The organism is Streptomyces sp. NPDC003284 (genome assembly GCF_053589675.1).
On sequence record NZ_JBSFSI010000001.1, the window covers coordinates 569,649 to 594,973 of the forward strand.

Consider the following 25,325-nt stretch of genomic DNA (forward strand, 5'->3'; position numbering starts at 1 on the left):
CTGCACGACGGTAGATCTCCGGGCCGTCCCGGTAGGCGCCGAACGCACCAGGCTTGTCTCCGACGACGACGCACAGCGGCTGCGTCAGGAGAACCTCGGCGCGGTGGAACGTGTCCCAGCCGATCGCGGATCCCTGCCGGGAGAACAGTCTCTCGGTGCGGCGGCCGTCCGAAGACCAGGGCGAAAGGGGAATGTGCCTCAAGGCCGGAATCAGGGGGGGGGGCGGTCGGTGCGGGTTGTTGCGCACGATCCACTCGGGCGCGAAACCGGCCCTCGATCATGTGCCGCGGAGGGGTGGGTGTCCGCGGCGGCCGGATCAAGCCGTCCGCACCCTGTCGGCCTCGTCGCGGGCACGCGCAGCGGCCGAGTGGTCGCCGGTCAGGGTGTGTGCCTTAGCCAGGGTGCCGAGGCCGACGGCCAGCCATCTGGTGGAGCCGATCCGCCGCCAGATCCTGACGGCGGCTTCGGCACGCCTGCGGGCGAGGACCGGGTGGCCCACCGCGAGCTGTGCCTCGGCGAGCGCGTGCAGGGTGGCCGCCTCGCCCCAGAGGTTGCCGAACTCGCGGTAGGTCCACAGGCTCCTGGCCAGCAGACGGCGTCCTTCCCCGTGCTCGCCCTGCCGGACCAGGATGTCCCCCAGCCAGCAGGTGGCGTGGGTGACGCTGAGACGGTCGCCGAGTTCCTCGCTGATCGCGGCGGCCTGCCGGTAGGCGTCGGCGGCGGCCGGGTACGCCCCGAGCGCGCGACGGCTCTGGCCCAGGCAGCGCAGGGCCTGGGCCTCCCCCGGCCGGTAGCCCGCGATCCGGCTGAGCTCCAGGCACTTCGCGAACGCCGCGACGGCGGCCTCGACGCGCCCCTGTTCGAGATCGATGACGCCGAGGCCGTTGGTCGCGTAGACGAGGCAGTTGACGTTGCCCGCCGATGCGGCGAGCCCGGCTGCCGCCTCGAAGTGGAGCACGGCGGAGGAGTACTGGCCGAGGAGCCGGTGCACATAGGCCAGTCCGGCCGTCGCACTCGCCCGGTACACGGGCTCCTGGTCCACGGCGAGCAGCAGGGCCTGCTCGAAGTGGTCCACGGCCTCCGGATAGCGGTCGAGGATGGTGGTGAGTTCGCCCAGGCACCGGTGCACCTTGGCGGCGCTGAGCCGGTCGCCGCTGCCCAGGGCCGCCTTGAGGGCCCGCTTCTGGAGCGTCTCCCAGTCGTCGAAGTGGCTGCCGACCTGGAACAGGGTCGTGAGGGCGGTGGCCAGTCCGGCGGCGGCTGCGACGCCCTCCGTCCCGTCCAGCGCCTGCTCCGCGACGTCGATGAGGAACCGGCGTTCGTCGTTGAACCAGGCCAGCGGATCGGCGAGCAGGTGCCCGGCCTCGGTGTCGGACAGCCGCCAGGAGACCAGGTCCAGCTGCGAGATGCCCTGGAAGTCGACACTGAGCGCGTCCGAGGCGCGGTCGGCGAGGTGCAGGCTCGCCGCGAGCAACCGGGTGAGCGCAGCGGCGCGGTCCCGTTCCGGGACGTCCTGCTCCGCCCGTTCCCGGCCGAAAAGCCGCACCAGGTCGTGCAGTTCGTACCGGATCCCGGTGGCGTCCGCCGAACCGGCCTGCACCAGGTGCACCTCGACCAGGTCGTCGAGGACGGCCTCAGCCGCGGACAGGTCCGTGTCCAGCAGCGCGGCCAGTGCCCAGGCGGCGAAACCCGGTCCCGGCAGCAGAGCGGTCATCCGCAGGGCGTGCTGCATGGCCGACGTCACCTGCCGGTACGTCAGTTCGAGGCTGGCGCGTACGGCGATGTGGCCGACGGCCAGCTCGTCGAGCTTGCGCTGCTCGTCGGCGAGGGCACGCGCCACCTTGGCCAGGGGCCAGTGCGGACGCGCGGCGAGCCGGGCACCGGCGACCCACACGGCCAGAGGGAGGCCACCGCAGGTCTCCACGATGGAACGGGCCGCCTCGGCATCGGATTCGGTCCGGTCCCGGCCCAGCATCTCGCGCAGCAGACCGAGCCCCGCCTCGGGGTCCAGCACGCCCAACGGCAGCCGTCGGCCAGGCAGTTCCGCCATGGTCGTACGACTGGTGACGACAGCGGCGCAGCGGATGCCGCTGGGCAGGAGGTCCCTCACCTGCCGGGCACCGGCGGCGTTGTCCAGGACGACGAGCGTCCGCCGCCCGGCCAGCAGGGTGCGGTAGAGGTGGACGCGGTCGATCAGCTCCGCGGGCACGGTACCGCCGGGGACACCGAGCGCGCGCAGGAAGGTGCCGAGGACCGTGAACGGATCGGCCGGTTCGTCGCCGAAGCCCCGCAGGTCCACGTGGAGCTGGCCGTCCGGGAAGCGAGCGGCGACCAGATGCCCCGTACGCACGGCGAAGGCGCTCTTGCCCACCCCGGCGGGTCCGGTGACCAGCAGGGTCACCGGACCGGGCTGTTCTTGGCCGAGCAGCCGACGGGCCTCGTCCAGCGCGTCGTCGCGGCCGACGAAGAGTGACAGGTCCGCCGGGAGCAGACGGGGCACGAGCTGGCGTGCCATCGGCGGATTCGCCTCCGTGATCGGCGGGTTCGCCTCCGTCTCCGTCTCTGTCTCCGTCTCGTCGGCCGGTGGCGCCGGGACGGGCTGTGCGGCGGTCGGGGACGGGGGCCGGGGAGGGGACGGGGGAGGGGACACGGACAGCGACGGGTCCCCGGCGAGGATGCGTTCGTACAGCCGCCGCAACGCCGCGCCGGGGTCGACGCCCAGTTCACCGGCGAGCCGTCGCCGCGTGCGCTCGTAGACGTGCAGTGCCTCGGCCTGCCGTCCGCACCGGTACAGGGTGAGCATCAACTGCCCGATCACCCGTTCGTCGAGCGGATGCCTCTCGACCCGGGCGGCCAGCTCGTTCACCATCCCGCCGTGCCGCGCCAGGCGCAGCCGCACATCGGCCAACTCGATCTGGGCGGCCAGCCGTTCACCGTCGAGGAGATCGCGCTGCGCGTTGAACCACGGGGTGTCCGCCCCGGCGAACGCGCTGCCCCGCCACAGCGCCAGGGCTTCCCGCCACAGCGCCTCCGCCTGCTCGTCGTCGCCCGCCTCGCGGGCACGGTCCGACAGATCGCGGAAGCGGTGTGCGTCCACCGCCGAAGGCCGGACGGCCAGCCGGTAACCGCCGCCCCGCTCCCGTGTGATGGCTGTCCCGTCGTCCGCCAGTACGCGCCGCAGCCGGGAGATGTATCCGTACAGTTGCCGGCGGCCGGCCGCCGGCTCGGCGTCCCCCCACACCCGGTCCACCAGCACGTCGGCCGGAACCGCCCGGCTCGCGTCGACGAGCAGCGCCGCCAGCACGCGCCGCTGCATCTCGTGCCCCGCGTCGACGGGGACCGCGTTCCGGCACACCTCGATGGTCCCCAGGATCGCGAAGCGCGTCGCCATCCGCCACCACACCCCCTGCCCGCCCCTGCGTCTCCACGCCACACTCTGTGTGCCAACCGGCTCCTGGTTCCAGGTGGATTCAAGCTTTTCCGAAGGTCTGCCGACGCTGCCCTCGGCACGGTGAGCAGCACGCCCCGGGGCTCAGGACGGTGCACCCGTCCGGAGCACCGAGGGACGTCAACGGCATCGACCGGTATTCGACCTTGAGGAGAAGCATGCGCAATCGATTCGCGTTCGTCTGCGCCGCCGTCACGGGAGCCGTCCTGCTGACCGGTGGTACCACCGCGTCCGCGCAGACGGCGTCCCCTCCCGCCCGAGCGGCATCGACCGTTTCCCTGAGCGCGGCGGACGGAGCACCCGACTGGACACCGTCGAACGCCCCCGCCGGGGCCCAGGCCTGCGGTGTCAGGCCCACGACCAACGGCTACGGTGGCGCCACCGTGACGACGTCCATCTACCTCAGGACCGGCCCGAGCAGCGCCTGCGACGACATCCGCCCCAAGCTCCTCGTGGGGCAGCGCCTCGGCGGCTGGTGCTACTACAAGAACTCGGCGCAGAACCTCTGGTACTACGTCAGCACCGGGGGCGGCTCCCCGTACGGCTGGATCTACGGCGGGAACATCACGGAGGAGGAGACGATCAAGACGCGCTGCAACGTCTGACCGGATCCGAACCGGTCCGTGAGACCTTCGCGGGAGGATCGTCGCCGGGGCGTCCCCGTCCGTGACCCGCCCGCGACCCGCCCGCGACCGCTCTTGCGAGCGTGGGCCCCTGCCGAAATCGGCAGGGGCCCACGGTGCGGGGAGCCGAGGGCCGAATCCTGCCCGAGGGGCCCGCTGTTCCGCGCGGTGGCCCTCAGGACGCTGCCGCCGGACGGTCAGACGCGGGCCGCCGGGACGTACGGCCGCTTGATGTCCTCCGGGTGGGCCGTGTGCAGCACGGCCTCCTCGTAGGTGACGGTGCCCGCCGCGACGAGGGCGTTGATGCAGGCTTCGAGGGTCTGCATGCCGTCGCGGTGGCCGGTCGAGATCATGTTGCGGATCTGGCGGCTCTTGCCCTCGCGGATCAGGTTGCGGATCGCTGATGTGCCCACCAGCACCTCGAAGGCGGCCACCCGGCCCCCACCGGTGCGGGGGATGAGCGTCTGGTTGAGGATGCCGACCAGGGTGTGCGCCAACTGCAACCGGATCTGGGGCTGTTGAGCGGCCGGGAACACGTCGATGATGCGGTCCAGGGTCTGCGCCGTGTCGTTGGTGTGCAGCGTGGCGAACACCAGATGCCCGGTCTCGGCGATGGTCAGGGCCGCGGAGATGCTCTCCGGATCGCGCATCTCGCCGAGGAGCAGGACATCGGGGTCCTCGCGCAGGGCCGAGCGCAGCGCGGCGGGGAACGAATCGGTGTCGGTGCCGACCTCGCGCTGGCTGACCGCGGAGCGCTTGTGCCGGTGCAGGTACTCGATCGGATCCTCGATGGTGAGGATGTGCACCGACCGGTGTGTGTTGACATGGTCGAGGAGCGCCGCAAGGCTTGTCGACTTCCCCGACCCGGTCGGCCCGGTGACCAGCACGAATCCGCGCGGCATGCCCGCCCAGCCGAGCACGACCGGGGGCAGGGCGAGCTGCTCGGACGACGGTACGTCGAACGGGATGATCCGCAGCGCCAGCGCCGACGCGCCGCGCTGCACGAAGGCGTTCCCGCGCAGCCTGGCCCGTTCCCCCCAGCTGAACGCGAAGTCGACCTGCTTCTCCCGGCGGAACCGTTCCGTGAGCTCCTCGCCCAGCACCCCGGCCACCAGGCGATCGGCCTCCGGCTCGGTCAGCGCGTCGCCCTCGACCGGGCGCAGGGCGCCGTCGACGCGGAGGAACGGCGCCGATCCCGCGGTGAGCAGCAGGTCGCTGCCGCCGCGTTCCCACAGCTCACCGAGCAGGTGGTCGATGATCGCGGAACTGGGCGCGGGCATGGTGGCCTCCAAGGTGGCGTGCTTGCTCATGGCAGGACCGTCCACCGCTCGACGGTGTCGGCGTGGCCGTCGAAGGACACGGCGGCCTGGACGAGCGGTCCGGACAGCAGGTCGATCCGGGCGCCGCCGAGGTGCTCGGTCGCGCCGCCGGGTCCCGCGGTGACGGCGTAGGTCACGGTCAGCCCGGCCAGCTGGGAGGCTCTGGTCAGACCGCAGGGTGCCAGGTCGACCTGGTCGGTCACCGGGCCGCTCGGGCCGGGACGGACCGGCACGTCCAGTGAGCCGTCGCCGCCGCAGGTGCTGCCGGGGAAGTCCACCGACAGCCTCACCGACTCCATGTCGCCGTCCTCGTGGTGCGCCACCCGCAGGACGACATGGTCGAGTGGCCCGGTCGCCGTGGCCGGTGCGGGCTGGGCGTAGCCGCCGAACGTGAGGGACGCCCGGCCGCCGCCGGGGACGGTGGCGTCCGTGACGTCGACGGGCGCCCCGGGAGCCGGGGCGGTGAACCCGGTGATCGCGCCGACCGACGCGGGTTCCGCGATCACGGTCGGATAGGCCGTGAACAGCACCGGCTCCGGGGGGATTCCGATCACCGGCCGGAGGTAGCCGCCGGCCGGGCTGACGCCGAGCCGGATGGTCCGGGCGACGATGCCCCGGGTGACGACCTGCGAGGCGACCTGGCTCATCGACAGGTCGACGGCGGCGGTCGGCGCGTAGACGGTGCCGTTGACCACCAGACGGCTGTGCTCGGTGGCCGTGTCGGCGTCGTCGGTCGACTTCAGTACCGCGCAACGGCTGCCCGTGGTGAGGCAGCCGGACAGGGCATGGACGGACGGGGCCCGGAAGACGATGTCGAGTTCGACGCCGTCGAGCCGGTCGGTGGCGTCGGTACTGCCCGTGCCCAGCTTCGCCGCGTAGTCGACAGCCAGCGCGGACAACTGGTCCTCCTTCGTGACCCCGCAGGCGCCGAGGTCGACCACGTCGACACCGAGCACCCCTTCCTTGGCGGTCAGGGGGTGGTTCGCGTCGCAGGCGGTGCCGGTGCCGGAGACGGTCAGCGCGGCGGTGGGCGGCTCCGCCGACGAGGACGGCGCCGCGGGTGGCGCGGGGGTGGTGTCGTCGTCCTGGTGCGCCACGCGCAGCACGGCCTTGTCGATGACCGCCCCCGCGGGCAGGGGCAGCATCGTGAACGCGCCGAGCCGGATCGACGCCGCCGGGGTGGTCCCGGAGAGCGTCGCGGTCGACGTGGTGGTGTCGACGGCGCGCGCGTTCTCCGGGTCGAGGAACGCGGCGACGGTGGGCGTCGCGGTGCTGACCGCCTCGGTGGGCCGTACCGAGACCGGGGGGCGGGAGGACAGTTCCAGGGTGATGCCGTCGAGCTGGGCGGTGGCGGTGGTGCTTCCGGCGCCGAGGGCGGCGGTGTAGGTCACGACCAGGCCGGTCAGTTGGGCGGGGTCGGTGAGCCCGCAGGCGGCGACCAGGTCCAGGGTGTCGGTGGCCAGGGAGTCCGGGTGCGCGGCGAGGTTCCGCGGGGCGGTGCAGGAACGGGGCATGCCGGGCCCGGTCAGGGTGACCGCGGCCGTCGGCGGCGGTCCTCCTCCCGCCCCGGGTTCGTCGCGGTGCGCGACGTGCAGCAGGGCCTTGTCCAGGACCGAGCCGGGCGGCGCCGCGGGGGTGTCGTAGCCGCCGAGGTCGATGGTGGCGGTCGGGGTGGTGACCGAGTCGAGTGCCGCGTGGGCCGTGCGGGCGCCGTCGATCGCCTCGGCGTCGGTCGCGGGGGTGAACGCCGTCGACTCCGCGGTCGTCGCGGCGCGGGGCGGCGGCGGGTCGTAGACGACTTCGAGCCATATGCCGTCGAGGGAATCGGCGCCCGTGGTGCCGTCCCCGTCCAGGGCGGCGGTGTAGGTCGCGGTCAGGCCGGACAGCTGTGCCGGACCGGTGATGCCGCACGCCTTCAGGTCCACGCGGTCGTCGCCCAGGCCGGTCCGCGCGGTGAGCGGCAGGCCGGTGCAGCGGCCGCCGCCGCCCGCGGGGGTGACGCTGATCCTCGGCGCCGCCGCGTCGCCGGTCTCCCGGTGGGCCACCCGCAGTACGGCGGATTCGACCGTCGACCCCGGCGGCAAGGGCGGACGGCCGAACCCGGCCAGGGTGATCGACGCGGACGGGGCCGCCGTGGTCAGCCCGGCCCCGGCCACCAGCGGCACCGGCTGTTCGCCGATCTCCAGGGCGTTGCCGGGATCGGTGCCGGCGGCGGTGAACCCGGCCGACGCGGTCACGGCGGTCGGCTTGAACGTGGTCGGCGTGCGGTAGGAGACCTCCAGCCAGATGCCGTCCAGGCGTTCCGTGGCGGCGGTGCCGTCGGTGTCCAGGGTCGCGGTGCAGGTCACGGTCAGGCCGGTGAGCCGGGCCGGGTCGGTGAGCCCGCACGCGCCCAGCAGGTCGATCGGGGGATCCGTGGCGAGTGCCGTGTGCCGGGGCAGGTGGTCGGTGTGGCAGGTGTCCGCGCCGACGGCGACGGTGACCTGCACCGCGCCGGGGGAGGTCAGGTCGCCGTCGTCCTGGTGCCTGACCCGCAGCGTCGCGCCGGTGATGACCGAGCCGGGCGGCACCCGCGGGGTGAACCCGGCGAGCCGTATCGAGGCCGACCGGCGTTTCACCGGGTCCAGGACGGCGTCGGCCGTGCAGCTCGCGGTGCCCGTGGGCTGCGGACACCCCGGCGGGGCGGGCCGTTCGCCGCCGGTCAGGGCGTGGCCCGGGTCTACGAAGCCGGTGTTGGCGGCCACGGCGGTCGGCTTCAGCGTGTGCGACGGCTTCGGCGGCTGGACGCCGTACACCGCGACCTGTTGTTCGTCCCGGGTCACCGGGGCGCACAGTTCGACGTGTCCGCGGTCGACCTGGAACCGGCTGCCGCCGCCCATCATGACCTGGACGCCTTCGGGCCGCGTCGGGTCGCAGCCGCCCGGGTCGGGGACGGCCGGGCGGACGGCTGCCCCGGGATCCCAGCCCGTCCGCGTGCCGCCGACCACGCTGACCGTGGGGTCGTCGATCGTCCAGACCGCGGTGCCGCCGGTGAACGTGAAGTCGAAGTAGTAGACGCCCGGTTGCAGCCATACGACGATGCCGGGGCAGTCGCCACCGGTGAGGCGGGTGAGGGCGCGGGCGTCGTCGTAGTAGCCGGGCTGGAGCCGCACCAGCCAGGAACCGGCGCCGGAAGCGGAGCCGGGGCACGCGGGCACCGTCCGCCGGACCGGGACGGCCGTGGCGGGCGGGGTGTAGTCCGGGTCGCCGCCGGTGGCCTCGTCGGCGGGGACCGGCGGAGTGTCGTTGGCGCAGGCGTGCGCGTACGGCGCCTGCGTCGGGGCCAGTCGCGGCTGCGACACGGCACCGGAGCAGTCGCCGACGGCGGACACGTCGCCCGACACCACCATCGAGGCGCCGGTGCCGGTGGTGATGTCCGCGTGGGAGAACACGCTGCCCTGGACGCGCAGGCCGCGCGTGGTCACGTCGATGCCGTCCTGAGCCGTGCTGCCCAGGCTGCGCAGCGCGTCCTGCGGCTGGGTCGCGCGCGTGGTCGCGGGAGACGCGTTGAGGGGGTCGCAGTGGACGGTCATCCGGCGGCCGTTGACCGGCGGGGCGGTGTAGTCGGCGCACGGGCCGCCCTGCGAGAAGCTCTTGATCGCGAGCTGGGTGGCACCGTCCGCGCTGTAGTCGCGCCTGCCCTGGTCGACGTACCCGCCCGCGGCCTTCAGCCCCGTACCGGCGAAGGCCAGGACCGACACGGTGACCAGGCTGAAGACGACGACGAAGGCCAGCGCCAGGACCAGGGTCGCGCCCTGCTCGTCGGCGCGCGGACGGCGCGGATCCGGGCGGCGCGGATCCGGGCGGCCGGTCATGACGCACTCGATCGTCGGACGGCCGTGAGGGCCGTGGGAGGCGCGGCGGGGTCGCTCTGCACGGTCAGGGTCACCTCTGTGGACGGGTTGCACGGGGTCTCGGCCCCGCAGCTGAGCGTCACCGGACGGCCCGGCGCGGTGTTGTCGAACCGGCCCAGCAGCGTGGTGACGACGCCTCCGGCGGCGCACTTCACGCGGCTGAGGGCGCCGGTCGGCCGGTCGTAGGTGTAGACGACGTCGGCGTCGGGCCGGACCAGGTGGACGATCACGTCGTCGACGCCGCACGCGGGGCCGGTCGTGACACGGTCCGCGCTCCGCACGTCGCCGTAGAAGTAGCGGTTGAGCGTGCCCGCCGCGCTGGTGGCGGCCACCCGCTTCTCGGTGCCCGCGGTGAACCGCAGTCCGAGGATGATCGCCTTGGGCAGCAGGGTCGCGATGATGCCCACGATGACGATGGTGACCAGCAACTCGGTCAGGGTGAACCCCGACTCCGGTCGTCCGCCGGTACGTTGTGTCCTCATGACGGCATCGACTCCCGCTTGACCACCTCAAGGGTCGTGTCCCTGACGGGGCGTGGGCCGGTCGAGTGCACGGTGAGCGTCACCTTCTGCACTCCGGTGTCGGCGGCCGGGCAGAGCCGGTCGAACGCCCCCACCCCGTCCCAGTACTCGACCTCGACGGTCACGGTGTACCCGGCCGGCGGGCCCGGAGTGTCGTAACTCCCGGCGCAGGACACGTACGGGGCGCCGACGATCTTCTCGGCGGCGCTGCGGACGACCGAGTCGGCGCCGGTCACCTTCTGCTGCGTGACCGAGCTGACGATCGCGGTGCCCATGCCCCCGAGGATGATCACGAAGGCGACGCCCATGAGCACGACGGCGACGAGGACCTCGACCAGGGTCTCGCCCTCCTCGCCGCGACGGCGCCGCGGGCGGCGTGCCGGGCCGGTCATGGGACGTCGACCTGGTTGTAGACGCCGTAGATCGCCGAGATGAGGGCGACGGCCACGAACCCCACGACGACCCCGACCATGATCACTATGGTCGGCTCGAACAGGCTGGTCAGCCGCTTGAGTTTGTGCTGGAGTTCCTTCTCGTAGAAGTCCGACACGTTCTCCAGCTGGTCGTCCAGGGTGCCGGTCTCTTCCCCCACGCGCATCATCTGGGTGACCGCCCCGGGGAACAGCCTGGTGCGGGCGATCGGCCGGGAGATGCCGCCGCCTTCGAGCATCTCCTTCCGGGCCGTGCCGATGGACCGCTCGTACACCAGGTTGTTGGCGCCCGAAGCGGCCAGGCCGAGCGCCTCCGGGATGGGCACCCCGGCCTTGATCATCGAGGTCAGGATGCGGCAGAACCGTTCGATGGCCATGAAGCGGACCACGTCGCCGACCACCGGCAGCGCCAGCAGGAAGCGGTCGCGCAGCACCCGTCCGCGCTCGGTCCGCAGACCGGCGATCAGCGCCGCGCCGAGTACGACGAGCACCCCGAGGACGACCGGGTACCAGGCCGTGACGAAGTCGGTGAAGCCCAGCAGGAGCCGGGTCGTCAGCGGCAGTTCCGCATGGAAGGACTCGAAGAACACCTTGAAGCGGGGCAGCACGAACAGGACCAGGACGAGGACGACCCCGACGGCCAGACCCATCACCAGGACCGGATAGGTCAGGGCGGAGCGGATGCTGCGCCTGCCCTCGACGTCGCGTTCGATGTAGCGGGCCAACTGCGCCATCACCACGTCGAGTTCACCGGTCGCCTCCGCCGAGCGCAGAACGGAGACGTAGAACGGCGGGAGCGCCGCGGTGTGGGCGGCCATCGCGGCGGCGAAGCTCTCGCCGAATCGCAGCGAGTCCATCACGTCGACGAGCACCGCGCCCAGCTTCTTGTCCTTGGTCTCGGCGCGGATGATCTCCAGGGCGTCCAGGAGGGGCACTCCGGCCTTGATGAAGGCGGCCATCTGGCGGGAGAAGTTGCTCAGTTCGACCAGGTCGGCCTTGGCCGCGGTGAGTTCGAGTTGCAGCAGGTTGCGGCCCGCGGCCCTGACCGATGTCACGTCGTAGCCCTGCCGGGCCAGGCTGTCGGTCACACCGTCGACGCTGGAGCCCTTGAGCACGCCGGTGGCCCGTTTCCCGTCCGGGCCGACCGCGACGTACTTGAAGGTGGCCATGCAGATGCCCTCCTGGTTTCCGGTGGCAGAGGTTCGCGTCGTCGGTGTACGGATGCGGCGTCCGTGCGGGCGCCCTGGACCAGCCTCGGACAAGCCCTGGACCGGCCCTGCACCGGCCCTGGACAAGCCCTGGACCGGCCCTGGACCAGCGCTAGACCACGTACACGCTCGACATGATCTCGGCGATGGTCGTGACGCCCTCCTCCACCAGACGGACGCCGCCGTCCAGGAGGCTGTCCATGTGCTCCTCGCGGGCGGCCCTGCGCAGGCCGTCGATCGGCGCCTTCTCGACGAGCAGCCGTTTGACCGCGTCGCTCATCACGAGGAGTTCGAAGACGCCGATCCGGTCCTGGTAGCCGGTCCGGGAACAGAAGTTGCACCCCCGGCCCTGCCAGAACCCGGCGTCCGTCGACCCGCCGGCCTCGGCGAAGAAGGCCAGTTCGTCCACGCCCGGCCGGTAGGGCTCGCGGCACTGGTCGCAGATCCGCCGCACCAGCCGCTGGCTGACCACCCCGGCGACGGTGGAGGTGATCAGGAACGGCTCGATGCCCATGTCGGCGAACCGGTGCAGCGCGGAGCAGGCGTCTCCGGCGTGGATGGACGACAGCACGAAGTGGCCGGTGAGCGCGGACTCGACCGCGATCCGCGCGGTCTCGGCGTCCCGGATCTCGCCGACCAGGATCACATCGGGGTCCTGCCGGAGGATCGAGCGCAGCCCGGTCGCGAAGGAGATGCCCGCCTGTTCGTTGATCTGGATCTGGTTGATCGACGGGAACACGTACTCCACCGGGTCCTCGATGGTGGTGATGTTGCGCTCGCTCTGGTTCAGTTCACCGAGCGTGGCGTACAGGGTGGTCGTCTTGCCGCTGCCGGTCGGCCCGCCGCAGGCGACCATGCCGTAGGGGGAGCGCAGCAGGGCCGAGAACCGTGCGTAGGTCGCGGCGGGCATGCCCAGCTCGGCCAGCCGGAACAGGGTGCGGTTGCTGTCGAGCAGCCGCAGCACCGCCTTCTCGCCCCAGATGGTGGGGCTGGTCGCCACCCGGATGTCGACCGGCCTGCCGTCGATCTCGGTGGCGATCTGCCCGTCCTGCGGGCGCCGCCGGTCGACGATGTTCATATTGGCCATGATCTTGATCCGGCTGACCAGGGACGGCCCCATGCTCTCCGGCAGGCTCAGCACGTCGTGCAGCGCGCCGTCGATGCGGTACCGGACCCGGACCCGGTCGCCGTGCGGTTCGATGTGGATGTCCGAGGCCCGGTCGCGCAGGCCCTGGGTCAGCATGAGGTTGACCAGATGCACGACGGGAGCGTCCTCGCTCACCACCCTGGCCCCGGAGGCGGCCGCGCGGCCGGTCTCGGTGGCCTCGAAGGCCTCGACCAGGCTGCCGACACCGGCCAGCGCCCGGTAGGTGCTGTCGATCGAGCGCCGGATGTCCGAGGGCGGCGCTATCGCGAGTCGCACCCGGTCCGGCGCGACGGCCCGCCCGACCTCCTCGCGCACCCGCGGGTCACTCGGGTCGGCCGCCGCGATGAGCAGCGCGCCCTCGGCCCGCCGCACCGCGACGACTTCCAGGGAGCGGGCCAGCGCCTCGGGCACCCGGGCGGCCGCCTCCGGGTCGGGCTCGCTGTGGTGCAGGTCGGCGACCGGGACGCCGAGCTGGACCGACAGCGCCTCGGTCAGCGACCGCTCGTCGACCATGCCGAGTTCGACCAGCAGGGCGCCGAGCCGCTTGCCCGACGCCGACTGCTGGAGGAGCGCCTCGTCCACCTGCGCCGGGGTGAGCAGCCCGCGCCGCACCAGCAGTTCCCCGATACGCGGCCGCTCCGGGCCCGCGGGCGACTCCTGCGGGGCGCCGTCCGCCGGGACCGGCGGCAGCGTCGACTCCTGTGGTACGTCGGGCGGGGTGTCGTCCTCGCCCGCAGGGCCTGTCGTCGCCGCGCGGCGACGGAGAAGCCGGCGATTCGCCAAGGAACCCACCCCTTTCGCGCGTCCATCCGGAAGAACGGCCGGTCAGCCGCCGTGAACTCGACCCACGGTACTGTCAGCCGCTGATTAGTCAGCCGGATACTACAGCAGTCGCCGTGCTGTCCTTGCCGAAGTGGATCACGGTCGGCTCTTGTAACTCGACTGCACGGCTGCGTAGTCTACGGCTGATTAATCAGAGGGTTACTACTGAGTGCCGCTGCCACTCGACTTCGCTTGCGCCGGTCGCCGCAGAGGGAGAGAGATGTTCACATACCAGCAGGAAAAGTTGCGTCGGCGAATACGTGCACGGCATGAGACGGCGGAGGCCGGGTTCACGCTCATCGAGCTTCTCGTGGTCATCGTGATCCTCGGCATCCTGGCCGCCGTCGTCGTCTTCTCCGTGCGCGGCATCAACGACAAGGGCCAGGGTTCGGCGTGCAAGACCGACAAGTCCACGATCCAGACAGCGGAAGAGGCGTACTTCGCCAGTGACAACCGCGGCCGGTACGGCAGCATGGCCGACCTGGTGGACGGCGGGTTCCTGTCCTCCGTTTCCACCTGGTACGACGTCAAGGTGAGCGGCGCCACGTACACCATCACGCCGATCGCACCCTCGGACGGCCAGTCGAACCCCTGTAGTTGATACGGGGTGATACGGGGGAGTCCCCGCCGGACCCCGCCGGACCCCGCCGGACATCGGCGGCCGACGTTGGTCGCAGGCCGGCGGGGGCGGCCCGCACGAACGGTACGGAACACATACGTCCATGTCCTGCACACTTGTCGTGACCGTCGGCCTGCTGGGGCTCGCCGTGGGCTCGTTCCTCAACGTCGCCGTCTCCCGGGTGCCCGCGGGCCGCTCGGTCGTACGGCCCCGCTCCGCCTGCCCGCGATGCGCCGCCCCGATCGCGCCCCGGGACAACATCCCCATCGTGTCCTGGCTCCTGCTGGGCCGGCGCTGCCGCGCCTGCCGGGTTCCCATCCCCGCGCGCTACCCGCTCGTCGAAGCGCTCACCGCGATCCTGTTCCTGGCCGAGGCACTGCGCTTCGGCTGGTCGGAAGCGCTGCCGGCCGAACTGGTCTTCACCGCGGGGCTGCTGGCCCTGGCCGCCTGCGACGCCGAGCAGTTCCTGCTCCCTCGGCGGCTGGTCTATCCGACGCTCTGGCTCACCGCCGCCTGTCTGCTCGCCGCGGCGGCGGCCACCGGCCAGTGGCACCGGCTCGGCGTGACCGCGGCGTGCGGGGTGGGCGCGTTCGCCGTCTTCTTCGCCCTGCACGGGGTGCGCCCGGCCTGGCTCGGCTTCGGCGACGTGCGCCTGGCCGGCCTGCTCGGCACCGGGCTGGGATGGCTCGGCCCGTGGTACCTCGTGTTCGCGCTGCTGGCCGGCAGTGCCGCCGGACTGCTGGTGGGCGTCGTACTCATGGCGGCGGGGCGGGCGACCCGGCACACCCGGCTCCCGTTCGGTGTGTTCCTCGCCGCCGGTGCCATCGCCGCTCTCCTGGTCGGCGCTCCTGTCGTCCACTGGTACGAGAGGGTGAGCGACCCGTACGGACACGAGAGGGTGAGCGAGCCGCACGCGTCGGGTGTGCCGCTCGCGACGGTCCGCCGTCGGCCATGACCGTGACCGTGACCTCTCCGGCCGGGCCTCCGGTACGCGCGACCTCCTGTCAGACCGATCAGTCTGTCGCCCGGGGATCCGGTCTCCCGGTGTCCTCGCGTCCGGCCCCCGTCCCGGCCTTCCCGGGCCGGGTCCGGGGCGATGTGATGAGCACCGAGGACGGGCTCCGCCCTGGTTACCATGCAGTACTCTGACCATCATGGAGCGACCTGATCTGCCACTGGCCGAGTGGATTGTGCTCGCACTCGTGGCCGAGCGTCCCAGCCACGGCTTCGCCGTCGCGGCCCTCACCGCGGAGGGCGCGGAGATCGGGGAGTTCTGGTACATCTCGCGCCCCATGGTCTACCGGTCGATCACGCGGCTGGTCGAGCGCGGACTGATCACGCCCGTCGGCGCCGAGGAGAGCGACCGCGGACCGCAGCGCATGATCTACGCCGCCACCCGCTCCGCGAAGACAGCGGTCACCCGGTGGCTCAGCGATCCCGTGACCCGCCTGTTCGACATCCGCGCCGAACTCACCAGCAAGCTCCTGCTGTTGCGGCGTCGCGGCGCCAGCCCGTCGCGCCTGGTCGAGCGTCAGCGGGTCGTCATCGACGAGATAGAGGAGTCGCTGCGCGCCAAGGAGCACGTCGACGACTACCTCGCGCGCGCGATCTACGCCTGGCGGCTCGAACACGTCCGTGCCGCGCGCCGTTTCCTCGACGCCGTCGACGTCGACTCGACGCGGCCGGCCGTCAGGACCGGCTGACACCGCGCTCGTGACCGTCCTCCCCTCGGTGTCCACGTCACGTGCGTGACGGATGGCCGTGGGCGGCGCCCGACGACGCGTGTCAGCGTCCCGCGGGCGACCGCCGGAATTGCCCGCCTCGGCAGTACGGCCGCCGATCGGCGCGGTGCTGTGCCGATCGGCGGCCGGTTCCGTGAACGGCAGACCCTAGTAGCCGTAGGCGGCGAGGGTCGACTGGATGGTGGAGTTGTTGTCCCACTTGGTGTTGAACAGGGTGTCCCAGGCGGCCGCCGCGCCGGGGCTGCCGCCGGTCAGGGCGACGCCGAACTGCTCGATGTCCCCGTAGTCGGAGTACGCGCTCGGATCGACGTCGGTCCATGTGTTGGGATCATTGCCCGTGGTGCCGTTCAGCGAACTGGACGTCCAGGTCACGTGCATGATGTTCGACTTCGCGACAAGGCCCAGCTGGGTGTTCCCGCCGGCGTTCGCCGTCACCGCGCCTCGCACCTGGCTGATCCCCGACTCCACGCGCACCTTGCAGGCCGCACCCGCGCTGTCGCACGCGCTCCCGGTGAACACGTTCTGGCCCGCCCCGCTGGTGATCCACGAGAAGCCGTTCTGGATCAACGCCTGCTTGGACGCCGCACCGAACGGCGCGGAGGCCGGGTCGGCGACCGCGATCCGGTGTCCGCTCGTCCCGAGCCAGCTCACCACCCCCGGAATCGTCGTGGGCGCGCCGCCGGCCACCGGTGAGGCGTCGCACCGGGGCGACTGCGCCTTGCCGTTGCCGCTGCCGTTCGCGTCCGCGCCGGAAGCCAGCGGCGGACTACCGGCGTTGGACGGGTCGTCACCGTGGGTCGAGCCCGCCCAGCTGCCGCTACAGCTGTAGATCGCCAGGTGTCCGATCGCCACGGGATGCTTGCTGGAGATCGTGCCGTTGCACTCGACGCTCCCGCTCGCCGTGCACGTGCCGCCGTCCGCGGTCGGGATGACCGCGTCCACATTGGTCTCGTCCGCCGACAGGAACGCGTCGATGTGCAACGGTCCGTTTACGCAGTTGTTCGACGAGGACGGATCACACGTGGTGTACGGTCCGGCGCTCTTCAGCTGCTGGCGCAGGCTTCCCGACGTGATCCCGCGCATCGTCGACGTGTCGATCGCCGGCTTGTTCCAGAACCCGCCGACCTGCGACGCGGCGTTCGCCGTGAAGGACGTGAACGACCCGAGCGACTCGATCGCGCCCTTCATGTCCTTCGTCGCGGGATACATGTTGTTCGCGATACCGACCTGCGAGTCCGTCGCGGCGGACACCGCCGGTGCCGCGGTGGCGATCAGCGCCGTCGCGAGGGCGCCCACCGCGAACGCGTTCCGCACCCGGCGCAGCGCGGTGAGGCCGGAGCCCCGGGTGCTGCGAGCGCGTCTGGTTCTTCGTTGCATCTGCTACTCCTCGTCGATCCGTTCGGCGGCGGCTGCCGCACCGGCACCCTGTCGGCGGGAGCGAGCCGATGTCCGAGAACTCCCGGGCATCTGCGTGGCTTTCCGGCCTGACGGCGCCTCATACGCGTAGATGGTGCTCATGCGCCGACCCAGTAGTCAATGATTGACAACCGTGCTCGCTGTGGATGTAATGCACGCATCCAGCCCGCGGCGGGGTCGGCGGGCGAGTGCCGTCGGGCCGCCGCGGGACCCAGGAGAGGGGCTGGCGGCACGATGGGCGAAGGCGTGTGATGGCACTGTTGAGCAGACTGTCGGGCTCGCGCACGGCCAGGTGGGGTGCGCTGGTTCTCGTGGTGGCCGCGGTGGCGCTGGTCGCCGTGGCGCTTGTGCGCGGCGGCTCGGACTCGGCCGCCCAGGCCCAGAAGTCCGACCCGGAGTGGTGCACGCCGGGCACCCAGCGCAGCGCGCTCTGCCCGCACGGCAAGGAGTTCGACGCCAAGGAATACGCCCACCACGGCAACGCCTTCGCGTGCATCAACTTCGCCAGTCAGGCGGACGCCCAGGCGGTGCTGCGGGCCGATCCCAGCGATCCGAACCACCTGGACGACGGAGGCGGCGTCGCGTGCCGCGGACTGCCGGAGCCGCGTGACACCGAACCGGTCGCCGGCACCGCACAGCACTTCAGATGCCGTCCTGGTGACACGCGCAGCGCGCTCTGCCCACAGGCGAAGCGGTCCTTCGACGCCCGCTACTTCCTGCGCTACGGCAATGACGCCTACGACTGCCCGGACTTCGCCAGCCAGGCGGACGCGCAGGCCGTCCTGCGATTCGAGCCGGCCGACCCGAACCACCTCGACGACGAGGGGAACGGCATCGCCTGCCCGGACCTGCCGGGGCCCAAGGACGTCAAGCCCGTACGACGGGAAGCACCGTGACGCGGCAACGGCCCGCGCGTGCGCACGGGCCGAACGTGACCCATCGATCGAAGGAAGCCCCGACTGCCATGACATGGGACCCTCGCCCGTTCACCTCGCGGGCCAGACGCCAGGACGGCTTCACGCTCATCGAGTTGCTCGTGGTCATCGTGATCCTCGGCGTCGTCGCCGCGGTCGTGGTGTTCTCCGTCCGGGGCCTCGGCGACAAGGGCCGCAAGAACGCGATCACCGCTGACGCGGCCACGCTCCGCACGGCGGAGGAGTCCTACTGCGCGCGGCACGGACACTACGGGACAGCCGACGACCTGAAGGCCGACGGACTGCTGTCCGGCGACCCGGTCTACAACGTGCTGGTGGTCGGCGAGGAGAACAAGTGCGGCCGGGGCGAGAAGTCGTCGTTCACGCTGCATGACGCCTCCACACCGACGAAGAGCGGAGCGGACGCGATCCGGGCGGGCACCGACCCGGCCGACCTCGCGGTCGACGAGAAGACCGACCGCGTGTACGTCGTCGCCGCCGGGAGCAACGACGTGACCGTGATCGACGGCAGGACCGACACCCCGGTCGGTGCTCCGATCGACGTGTCCGGCGCGGTGTCGAGCCCCACCCGTGTCGCGGTCGACCCCGGCACGGGCCGGGTCTACGTCGGGGGCGCGGGTGGCGTCGCGATCATCGACACGGCCCACGCCGACCGAGTCATCCCCGTCAGCGGCTTCACGACGGCCGTCACCGGCCTGGCCGTCTCTCCCGAGAACGGCGACGTCTACGTCGGCGGCGGGGCCGCGAGCACCTCCGCGGTCGCCTACATCCCGGCAGGCGGCTCGGCGGCGACGCCGATCCCGCTGCCCGCCGCCGGAGTCGTGAGCGCGAGCACCGGCATGGACTTCTCCTTCGACCCCGCGCACCACGCCGTGTATCTCACGAAGGCGGGTGTCGGCAGCGGCACGACCCTCGCCGCGGGCATCGGCCTGTTCACCATCTCGTCGCAGACACACGCCGCCGACGCCGTGGTGCACTTCCCGACGAAGACGTCCTGCGGTACCAACGCCGGGGACGTCCTCGTCGCCAACAGCGCGCGGGGCAGCGTCGCCGTCGATCCCGGCCGCAACCGGGTCTACCTCCTGGCCAAGAGGTGCGTACCGAACCCGGCCGATCCGTCGGGCCCGTGGAAGTCCGTGGCGACGACGATCGTCGTCAACCCCGGCGACGGCAGCTCGACAGCGATCAACGACCTGGTGGGAACGCCCTACGTGCCCATCTCCGCGGTCTACAACTCCGCGGCGGGATCGGTCTACGTCTACCTGGACGGCGGGGCGAACTGCGGCGGCAGCGGTGGCCGTATCGACCGCGTCGTCGGGACGAAGGTCACGGGACAGGCCTCGGTCTGCGCGGTGTCGACCGCCACCGGGAACCAGGCGCACAAGGTCACCATGCTGAAGAACTTCAACAGGATCTTCGTGGCCCAGCAGAACGTCGGCGGCGCGCCGGGCGGTCTCGGGGTGGCCGACGGCAGCACGCTGCTGCCGCAGGCCACGCTCGGCACACCCCGCCAGTTCGGCGCGCTGGCCGCGAACAACACCACGGGAAAGGTGTACGCGGTCGATCCGGTGAACGGGACGGTCGCGGTGTTCGGGACGGGCTCGGCGTAGGACGACGCCGGACCGGCCACACACCTTCCGCGAGGGCCCGGATCACCGGCCGCGGCCGAGCGGCCGCCTCGACTCCCTCGCGGCGGTCGGTGCGATCGCGGCGGTCACACCGACCGCGTGCGGCGACGACGACGGCGGCGGCCCGGTGACCGGGCCGCCGCCTGCCCCGGCCGTCTCCTCCTGACCGCCCCGCGCCTCACGTGGCCGGCAGCGACACCGTGCCGTAGAGCGTCCAGTGGTCGGAGTGCCCGGAGTCCGGGGAGACGGAGCAGTTCCTGACGGGGGCGTTCCTCGGGGAGAAGATGTAGTCGATCTTCCGGGTCGGCTTGCCGTTCGACGCGTTGGCGGTGGGCTCACCGGTCCGCTTCGCGTTCGGGTCACCCTGCTGGCCGCACTCGAGGTACTTGTCGTAGACGGGGTCCAGCGCCTCGCTCGGTCCGCCCTCCTTCGGGCCGGCCTGCGGATACGGAGGCACCAGATTGAAGTCTCCGCCGAACACGACCCGGTACCCCTTGGCCTCGTACGTCCTGGTGATGTCCAGCAGCTGCTGGGCCTGACGCTTGCGCCAGGTGCCGTCGGGGTCCTCGTAGAGGTAGCCCGCGCTCAGGTGGGCCGTGCACGCGGCGACGGCGCGCGAGGGGAGGACGGCGCACACCGCGGTGCGCTGCTCGTACTTGATGTCGGAGGTCGGTGAGACCAGGTCGTAGCGCTTGTACCAGACGTTCTCGTCGGGGACCGCGATGGCGACGCCGTACGCACCGCGGTCCGCCACGACCTTGTCGTTCTTGTCCTTGATCGCGCACTGCTTCTGGGCCAGGGGACCGTTCGCGTCCCCCTCGTTGTGGATGGGAGCGAACCGCACGTCCCACTGCCTGCCGGTACCGCCCTCGCCCACCGGCTTCTCCAGCATCTCCTCGACACGCTTGGCGTGCTTCTCGCAGAACTCCTGGAAGAAGATGACGTCCGGCAGCGCACCGGACCCGCTGCGCAGATGAGCGCTGATGCCGGAGTTCAGCTCCGCATAGCCCGCCAGGCCGCCGCTCCAGGTGCAGCTGCGGTTGTTCGCGCACAGGTTCCACGTCATGACGTTCAGGTCCGAGGCCGGCGCGGAACCGGCTGCGGGCATGTCGTGCGTGTCACTGGCGAGGGTGCCGGCGACGGGCTCCAGCACGAACTTCTCCCACAACCCGGCCGAGGCGGCCCGAGCCCGCAGCTCTCCGTCGCTGTCCGCTCCCAACTCCGCGGAGACGTACTTCAGTTCCTTCTGCGCGTCGGTGGCCTTCCCGTCGCTCTGGGCCTTCTCGCTCGCCTGGAGCGTCACGACGACCGAACCACGGGGCGAGTCGGGCAGGACCGCTTCGTCCAGATAGTGGGGGATGAACTGCTGCCACTGGCCGAGGCGGACGCCCCTCGCTCTCAGCATCCCCTTCTGGTCCCCGCCGTCGGCGAACTCGGCCGAGGCGAGAAAGCCCGTGATCTCGGAGCGGAACCCGATCGTCCTGCCCGCGTGGTTCGTGTGCAGGGTGAACCGCTCCCAGGTCCCCGGCCGGTCCGCCGAGGCCCGCAGCCGCCATTCCTTGGAGTCGGCGTCATGAAGCCGCACCGACACGTACTTCCGGTTCGCGAGCGACCTCAACGCCCATTTCTGACCGGCCGACTTGGCCACGGCATCGGCGTCCGCGGACACCGCCGTCGCACTGGCCGGGCCGGCCGAGAACAGCAGCAGACCGGATATCAGGACGCAGAAAGCCGCGACCATGCTCATGAGGCGTCGCACGCCGTCATCCCCTCGTAGGAAACAGTGAGAAACATGCGGGACGGGTCACCGGAAGGCCAGGACCCGGGCAACACCCCTGGCCCCGGCCACCCTGCGGAGGCGGCCGGGGCCAGGGGCAGCAGGAGCGTCAGCCGAACGCCTTGACCGTGTTCCAGTTCACCGACAGCACGATCCGCACGGCGGGGTTGGTGTTGGTCCGCGACGGATGGTAGATCCGCGTGGCGCCGTCGGAGGAGAAGCGGGCCCAGATGTCCGGGATGCCGTCCCCGTTGACGTCCGGGATACCGATGGCCGTGGGTACCTTGGCCTCGGTCCAATCGGTGCCGTACGGCTCGTCCTTGCCGGTGAGCGAGTTGGCGGCCAGCTTGAGCGACGTGAGGTCGACGCTGCCGGCGACGGAACCGGGCTTGCCCTGGCGGTCGTACATCGCGCCGTTGTCCAGGTTGCGCCACAGCAGGTCGGGCGTCTTGTCGCCGTTGATGTCGGCGACGTTGACCACCTCGCGGCGGCCCCAGGCGTCGTTGTTCATCAGCGTGGCGGTCTGGAACGTCGCGCCGGTGTAGCCGGACAGCGTCCACAGCTGCACACCGGACCGCAGGACCAGGTCGGGCAGCTTGTCTCCGGTGATGTCGCCGACTGCCTTGATCTGGGTCCACGTCGACGGTGCCGGGGCACCGGACGGCAGCCGGACCTCCAGGCGCTTGGTGACGTCGAAGCTGCCGTAGCCGTCGCCCGGGTAGAGCCAGAACCGGCCGTCCGGGGAGACCGCGAACAGGTCGGTGACACCGTCACCGGGGTAGGTGTCCTGGTAGTGCGCGATCAGGGCGGCCTTTCCGGTGGCCGCGTCGTACCAGTACCCCTTCGGGTCGCGCTGCTCGCCCTCCTTCTTGGTGCTGTCGTAGGAGGCGGTCAGGCAGTTGTACAGGTCGCCGTCGTCGCCGCCCACGCAGTTGCGCAGGTTGCCGTTGGCGTCGACGATCACCAGGTCCGGCTTGCCGTCGCCGGTGGCGTCCATGGGACCGTCGGTCTTGTCGCGCGGCGGCACGTAGAAGGTGTAGTCGGTGCGCTTGCTGGCGTTGCCGACGTTGTCGTAGGCGTACACCTGGAGGGTGTTGGGGCCGGCGTGCGCGGGAGCCAGCGCGCTGACGGTGGCCGCGCCGTTCTTCGCGGTGACATCGACGGGGTTGTTGCCCTCGATGGACCAGCGGAACTTGGTGGCGCCGGTGGCGCTGAAGGTCACCGAGCCCTTGCCGCCGAACTTGATGCCCGACCAGTTGTCCTGGTCGCTCGTGGCCTCGGGGAAGTCCGTGCTGTCGACGGTCGGCTGCGGCGGGGCGCTGGCGTCGATGTTGATCCGGCAGGGATCGTCGCCCGGCGGGAAGAACGAGGAGGTCAGGCCCTCGGAGTCCTTGGAGCGCACATCCCATGAGTAGGTGGTCTTGTCCTCCAGCGGGAACGTGGCCGGGATGGTCACAGACGCCGTTCCGCTCGCGTTCGGGGTGACGTCGGTGGGGACCTCCTGGACCGTGCCGCCGGTCTTCCAGAAGCGGAACTGCAGTTTCTGGAGGTTGCCGTCGGGGTCCGTGCCGGTGGCCGTCAGGACGATGTTCGTCTTGCCGACGGTCACACCCGAGCCGCCGACGGAACAGGCGCCGCCGGGGGAGGACTTGCCGCCGGTGGGCTCGTAGGGCGTCCGGTTGTAGACGACCTCCAGGGCGGCGCTGGTCGCCTTGAACTTGCGCCAGGTCTGGTTGTCGCTCTCGGTGCCGGGGGCGGCCCGCATGCCGAGGGTGATGGTGGATGAGCCGCTGGTGGCGGCCTTCTGGGCGGCGTCCTTGACGTTGAAGCTCTCGTAGTCGTCCGGGCAGGAGCCGGAGGACCAGCCGTGCGCGAAGGACCTCTTCTCCTGCACGGTGGACCAGCTGGGCTGCTTGTTCCACGTCGTGCCCGAGGAGATCGCCCCGGTCAGGACGACCTCGAAGTCGCGCTTCGTGCAGGACCAGGAGTGGTTGTTCAGCACCTTGAAGTGGGCCGAGGAGATCTTCGCGCCCTTGATCTTGGTGTTGTAGTTCATCCGCCAGAACGACCGGGCGGTGCCGTTGGTCTCGCTCTCATGGCCGACACGGGCGTCGGACGTGCCGGAGGAGAAGTTCGTGCCGTCCCAGAAGCTGGTGTTCGGGTAGGGCTTGTAGGCCACGGTCCAGGCCTGCCAGCCGGTGTTGAGCGTCGGGTCGACGAAGACCGGGTACTTCGTGCCGGCGGCGGTGAACAGGCCGGTCTTCGCGGCCTCCAGGCCCAGGCGCGCACTGCCGGTGCCGTCGCCGTCGAACCGTACGGGCACGGGAGCGCTGTGCGCCCCGGGCTCGATGCCCGTCAGGCCGGACAGCTTCAGCACATCGGCGGAGGTGGCGACGGAGGTGCGCGGGGTGCTGTCCTTGCCGGCCTCGGCCAGCTCGGGGTCACGGCCGGCGGAGTCCCAGGCGAACGGGGTCGGGAGGGATCCGATCTCCTTGCCGGACTTGTCCTGGACGACCACGTGGCCGACGCTCTTGTCCTGGCGGAAGCGGGCCGTCGCCGAGCGCAGCCCGTAGGTCACCGTCGCGAGGGCAGCGGAGCGGGCGGCCTCCTCGTTCTTGACGATCAGCAGCTGCGCGAAGCCACCCTCCTCGCGGGCGACCAGCAGCAGGTCGACACCTGGCAGCACCTCGGGGTACAGGGCGCGCGGTCCGTCGAGGACCGGTTCGGGCAGGGCGCCGGGCCAGGTGTAGGCGACGGTGTCGCCGTCGATGTCGACCTCGGCCAGCAGCGTGTCGTGGGCCTTCGGGCTGTCGACGCTGTCGACGAGTGGCCGACGCGTGAAGGAGCGGTCGGCGTGGGCGTCCTTGGTGCCGCTGGAGAAGCGGATCGGATGGGCGGCGTTGACGGGCTGGACGCCCAGGTTGCGCGGGGCGTCGGGCACCCGGCGCAGCCGGTTGTCGATCGGCGCCCAGGCGCCCGTCGCGGTCTTCGCCCTGGTCGGCGTGGCCGTGATGACGGTACGCAGTTGGCCGTCCGGCCGTGCCCAGGTCTGGGAGGTCGCCGTGGTGGCGGTCTCCACGAGGACCTGCTTGCGGGTGCGCCGGGCCTCGGCCCGCGCGGCGCTCTCGTCACGCGGAGGCGTCGACGCGGGGCGCGCGCCGGTGGTCTTGCGGGCTTGCGGGGGTGGGGCTCCGTCAGTTTGCCACCAGGGCAACAGAGCAGCGGTCAGGGCGGCCAGCACGAGGCCGAGGGTGAGGGCCAGCCTGGTGCGCGTGCGCACGAAGGGGCTGAGAAAACGATGCGGCGCGGACACGGCGGCGGTCTACTCCCGTGGGGACCTGGGCGGATGGGCATGGGCGCGCACACGATCACATGATCTGCACAGTTGGTCCACGTGTGAAGAATTTATGAATCCGTGACGAACGCATGGGTCGGAGTTGGTCACCGCTTGACGATGCGTCATGTGCGGCTTTTGGTCGCCCGAAGTGCGTTCTCTGTGGCGGGTATTCGTGGCCTTGTCGACTTGTTGGCCGTAGGTGCCGGTCAGTCGACATATGCCCCGTGACACGGATCACTTACATCGATGGAACCTCCGGGGATCGATCTTGAATCGTGTGGCGCTCATGACAGAGGGTGCGGAGTCATCTGTCGTTTTTCTTCGTATGCCTTGGTGGGGTCGACGCGTATGCGCGCTCAAAGTCCACCGTCGTGGCTGAGGCGGTTCCGCCCGGCGACGACGGAGTCACAACGACGGCGCCGCCGGCAAAGCCGCGCGGCGACCGTCCTTCTGTTGTCC

General features: G+C 71.4%; 16 protein-coding genes. 6 read left to right on the forward strand and 10 right to left on the reverse strand.

Annotated elements, in window-relative coordinates:
• Window positions 1-316: 316 nt before the first annotated feature.
• Window positions 317-3,391 (reverse strand): AfsR/SARP family transcriptional regulator, encoded by a 3,075-nt coding sequence (locus ACWDYF_RS02600; protein WP_389463628.1) that lies wholly within the window; start codon window positions 3,389-3,391, stop codon window positions 317-319.
• Between the two features lie 215 nt (window positions 3,392-3,606).
• Between ACWDYF_RS02600 and ACWDYF_RS02605 the strand changes: the two genes are divergently transcribed.
• Window positions 3,607-4,053 carry a hypothetical protein gene (locus ACWDYF_RS02605; RefSeq protein ID WP_381744015.1) on the forward strand — a complete coding sequence of 149 codons (447 nt, stop codon included), beginning with the start codon at window positions 3,607-3,609 and terminating at the stop codon, window positions 4,051-4,053.
• 215 nt (window positions 4,054-4,268) lie between these two features.
• Here ACWDYF_RS02605 and ACWDYF_RS02610 read toward each other — a convergent pair whose 3' ends face one another.
• The 6 genes from ACWDYF_RS02610 to ACWDYF_RS02635 form a co-directional block, all read right to left on the reverse strand.
• On the reverse strand, window positions 4,269-5,381 hold the full coding sequence (locus ACWDYF_RS02610) for a type IV pilus twitching motility protein PilT (RefSeq protein WP_389463629.1): 1,113 nt from the start codon (window positions 5,379-5,381) through the stop codon (window positions 4,269-4,271).
• Entirely contained in the window at window positions 5,378-9,244 is a 3,867-nt protein-coding gene (locus tag ACWDYF_RS02615) for a hypothetical protein (protein WP_389463632.1), read from the reverse strand. The genes ACWDYF_RS02610 and ACWDYF_RS02615 overlap by 4 nt, the downstream gene beginning before the upstream one ends.
• Window positions 9,241-9,765, reverse strand: a complete 525-nt coding sequence (locus ACWDYF_RS02620; protein ID WP_389463635.1) for a type II secretion system protein — start codon at window positions 9,763-9,765, stop codon at window positions 9,241-9,243. Before ACWDYF_RS02620 ends, ACWDYF_RS02615 begins: the two co-directional genes overlap by 4 nt.
• Window positions 9,762-10,196 (reverse strand): hypothetical protein, encoded by a 435-nt coding sequence (locus tag ACWDYF_RS02625; protein WP_018566678.1) that lies wholly within the window; start codon window positions 10,194-10,196, stop codon window positions 9,762-9,764. The genes ACWDYF_RS02620 and ACWDYF_RS02625 overlap by 4 nt, the downstream gene beginning before the upstream one ends.
• Window positions 10,193-11,404 carry a type II secretion system F family protein gene (locus tag ACWDYF_RS02630; RefSeq protein WP_389463636.1) on the reverse strand — a complete coding sequence of 404 codons (1,212 nt, stop codon included), beginning with the start codon at window positions 11,402-11,404 and terminating at the stop codon, window positions 10,193-10,195. The genes ACWDYF_RS02625 and ACWDYF_RS02630 overlap by 4 nt, the downstream gene beginning before the upstream one ends.
• Before the next feature lie 151 nt (window positions 11,405-11,555).
• Window positions 11,556-13,373: a GspE/PulE family protein gene (locus ACWDYF_RS02635; protein ID WP_389463639.1), complete on the reverse strand. Its 1,818-nt coding sequence runs from the start codon at window positions 13,371-13,373 to the stop codon at window positions 11,556-11,558.
• Window positions 13,374-13,632: 259 nt separating this feature from the next.
• Between ACWDYF_RS02635 and ACWDYF_RS02640 the strand changes: the two genes are divergently transcribed.
• The 3 genes from ACWDYF_RS02640 to ACWDYF_RS02650 all read left to right on the forward strand — a co-directional run bounded on the left by ACWDYF_RS02640 (window position 13,633) and on the right by ACWDYF_RS02650 (window position 15,734).
• Entirely contained in the window at window positions 13,633-14,013 is a 381-nt protein-coding gene (locus ACWDYF_RS02640; RefSeq protein WP_381744021.1) for a type IV pilin protein, read from the forward strand.
• Window positions 14,014-14,134: 121 nt separating this feature from the next.
• On the forward strand, window positions 14,135-14,986 hold the full coding sequence (locus ACWDYF_RS02645) for a prepilin peptidase (RefSeq protein WP_381744022.1): 852 nt from the start codon (window positions 14,135-14,137) through the stop codon (window positions 14,984-14,986).
• 199 nt (window positions 14,987-15,185) lie between these two features.
• Window positions 15,186-15,734 (forward strand): PadR family transcriptional regulator, encoded by a 549-nt coding sequence (locus ACWDYF_RS02650; protein ID WP_234020811.1) that lies wholly within the window; start codon window positions 15,186-15,188, stop codon window positions 15,732-15,734.
• A 186-nt stretch (window positions 15,735-15,920) separates the two neighbouring features.
• Here ACWDYF_RS02650 and ACWDYF_RS02655 read toward each other — a convergent pair whose 3' ends face one another.
• Window positions 15,921-17,150: a type 2 periplasmic-binding domain-containing protein gene (locus ACWDYF_RS02655; RefSeq protein ID WP_381744023.1), complete on the reverse strand. Its 1,230-nt coding sequence runs from the start codon at window positions 17,148-17,150 to the stop codon at window positions 15,921-15,923.
• Between the two features lie 299 nt (window positions 17,151-17,449).
• Between ACWDYF_RS02655 and ACWDYF_RS02660 the strand changes: the two genes are divergently transcribed.
• Window positions 17,450-18,085, forward strand: a complete 636-nt coding sequence (locus tag ACWDYF_RS02660; RefSeq protein ID WP_389463641.1) for a hypothetical protein — start codon at window positions 17,450-17,452, stop codon at window positions 18,083-18,085.
• A gap of 68 nt (window positions 18,086-18,153) precedes the next feature.
• Complete coding sequence (locus ACWDYF_RS02665) at window positions 18,154-19,734, forward strand: YncE family protein (RefSeq protein WP_389463643.1); 1,581 nt, start codon at window positions 18,154-18,156, stop codon at window positions 19,732-19,734.
• A gap of 196 nt (window positions 19,735-19,930) precedes the next feature.
• Here ACWDYF_RS02665 and ACWDYF_RS02670 read toward each other — a convergent pair whose 3' ends face one another.
• Together ACWDYF_RS02670 and ACWDYF_RS02675 are read right to left on the reverse strand one after the other, a co-directional pair.
• Window positions 19,931-21,511: an endonuclease/exonuclease/phosphatase family protein gene (locus ACWDYF_RS02670; RefSeq protein ID WP_389463645.1), complete on the reverse strand. Its 1,581-nt coding sequence runs from the start codon at window positions 21,509-21,511 to the stop codon at window positions 19,931-19,933.
• A gap of 127 nt (window positions 21,512-21,638) precedes the next feature.
• Window positions 21,639-24,842 carry a DNRLRE domain-containing protein gene (locus tag ACWDYF_RS02675; protein ID WP_389463646.1) on the reverse strand — a complete coding sequence of 1,068 codons (3,204 nt, stop codon included), beginning with the start codon at window positions 24,840-24,842 and terminating at the stop codon, window positions 21,639-21,641.
• Between the last annotated feature and the right edge of the window lie 483 nt (window positions 24,843-25,325).

Coding starts and splice junctions, on each gene's coding strand:
- ACWDYF_RS02615 (WP_389463632.1), bottom strand. CDS start 9,244: ATGACCGGCCGCCCGGATCCGCGCCGCCCGGATCCGCGCCGTCCGCGC.
- ACWDYF_RS02625 (WP_018566678.1), bottom strand. CDS start 10,196: ATGACCGGCCCGGCACGCCGCCCGCGGCGCCGTCGCGGCGAGGAGGGC.
- ACWDYF_RS02640 (WP_381744021.1), top strand. CDS start 13,633: ATGTTCACATACCAGCAGGAAAAGTTGCGTCGGCGAATACGTGCACGG.
- ACWDYF_RS02645 (WP_381744022.1), top strand. CDS start 14,135: ATGTCCTGCACACTTGTCGTGACCGTCGGCCTGCTGGGGCTCGCCGTG.
- ACWDYF_RS02665 (WP_389463643.1), top strand. CDS start 18,154: ATGACATGGGACCCTCGCCCGTTCACCTCGCGGGCCAGACGCCAGGAC.
- ACWDYF_RS02655 (WP_381744023.1), bottom strand. CDS start 17,150: ATGCAACGAAGAACCAGACGCGCTCGCAGCACCCGGGGCTCCGGCCTC.
- ACWDYF_RS02620 (WP_389463635.1), bottom strand. CDS start 9,765: ATGAGGACACAACGTACCGGCGGACGACCGGAGTCGGGGTTCACCCTG.
- ACWDYF_RS02650 (WP_234020811.1), top strand. CDS start 15,186: ATGGAGCGACCTGATCTGCCACTGGCCGAGTGGATTGTGCTCGCACTC.
- ACWDYF_RS02605 (WP_381744015.1), top strand. CDS start 3,607: ATGCGCAATCGATTCGCGTTCGTCTGCGCCGCCGTCACGGGAGCCGTC.
- ACWDYF_RS02630 (WP_389463636.1), bottom strand. CDS start 11,404: ATGGCCACCTTCAAGTACGTCGCGGTCGGCCCGGACGGGAAACGGGCC.
- ACWDYF_RS02600 (WP_389463628.1), bottom strand. CDS start 3,391: ATGGCGACGCGCTTCGCGATCCTGGGGACCATCGAGGTGTGCCGGAAC.
- ACWDYF_RS02610 (WP_389463629.1), bottom strand. CDS start 5,381: ATGAGCAAGCACGCCACCTTGGAGGCCACCATGCCCGCGCCCAGTTCC.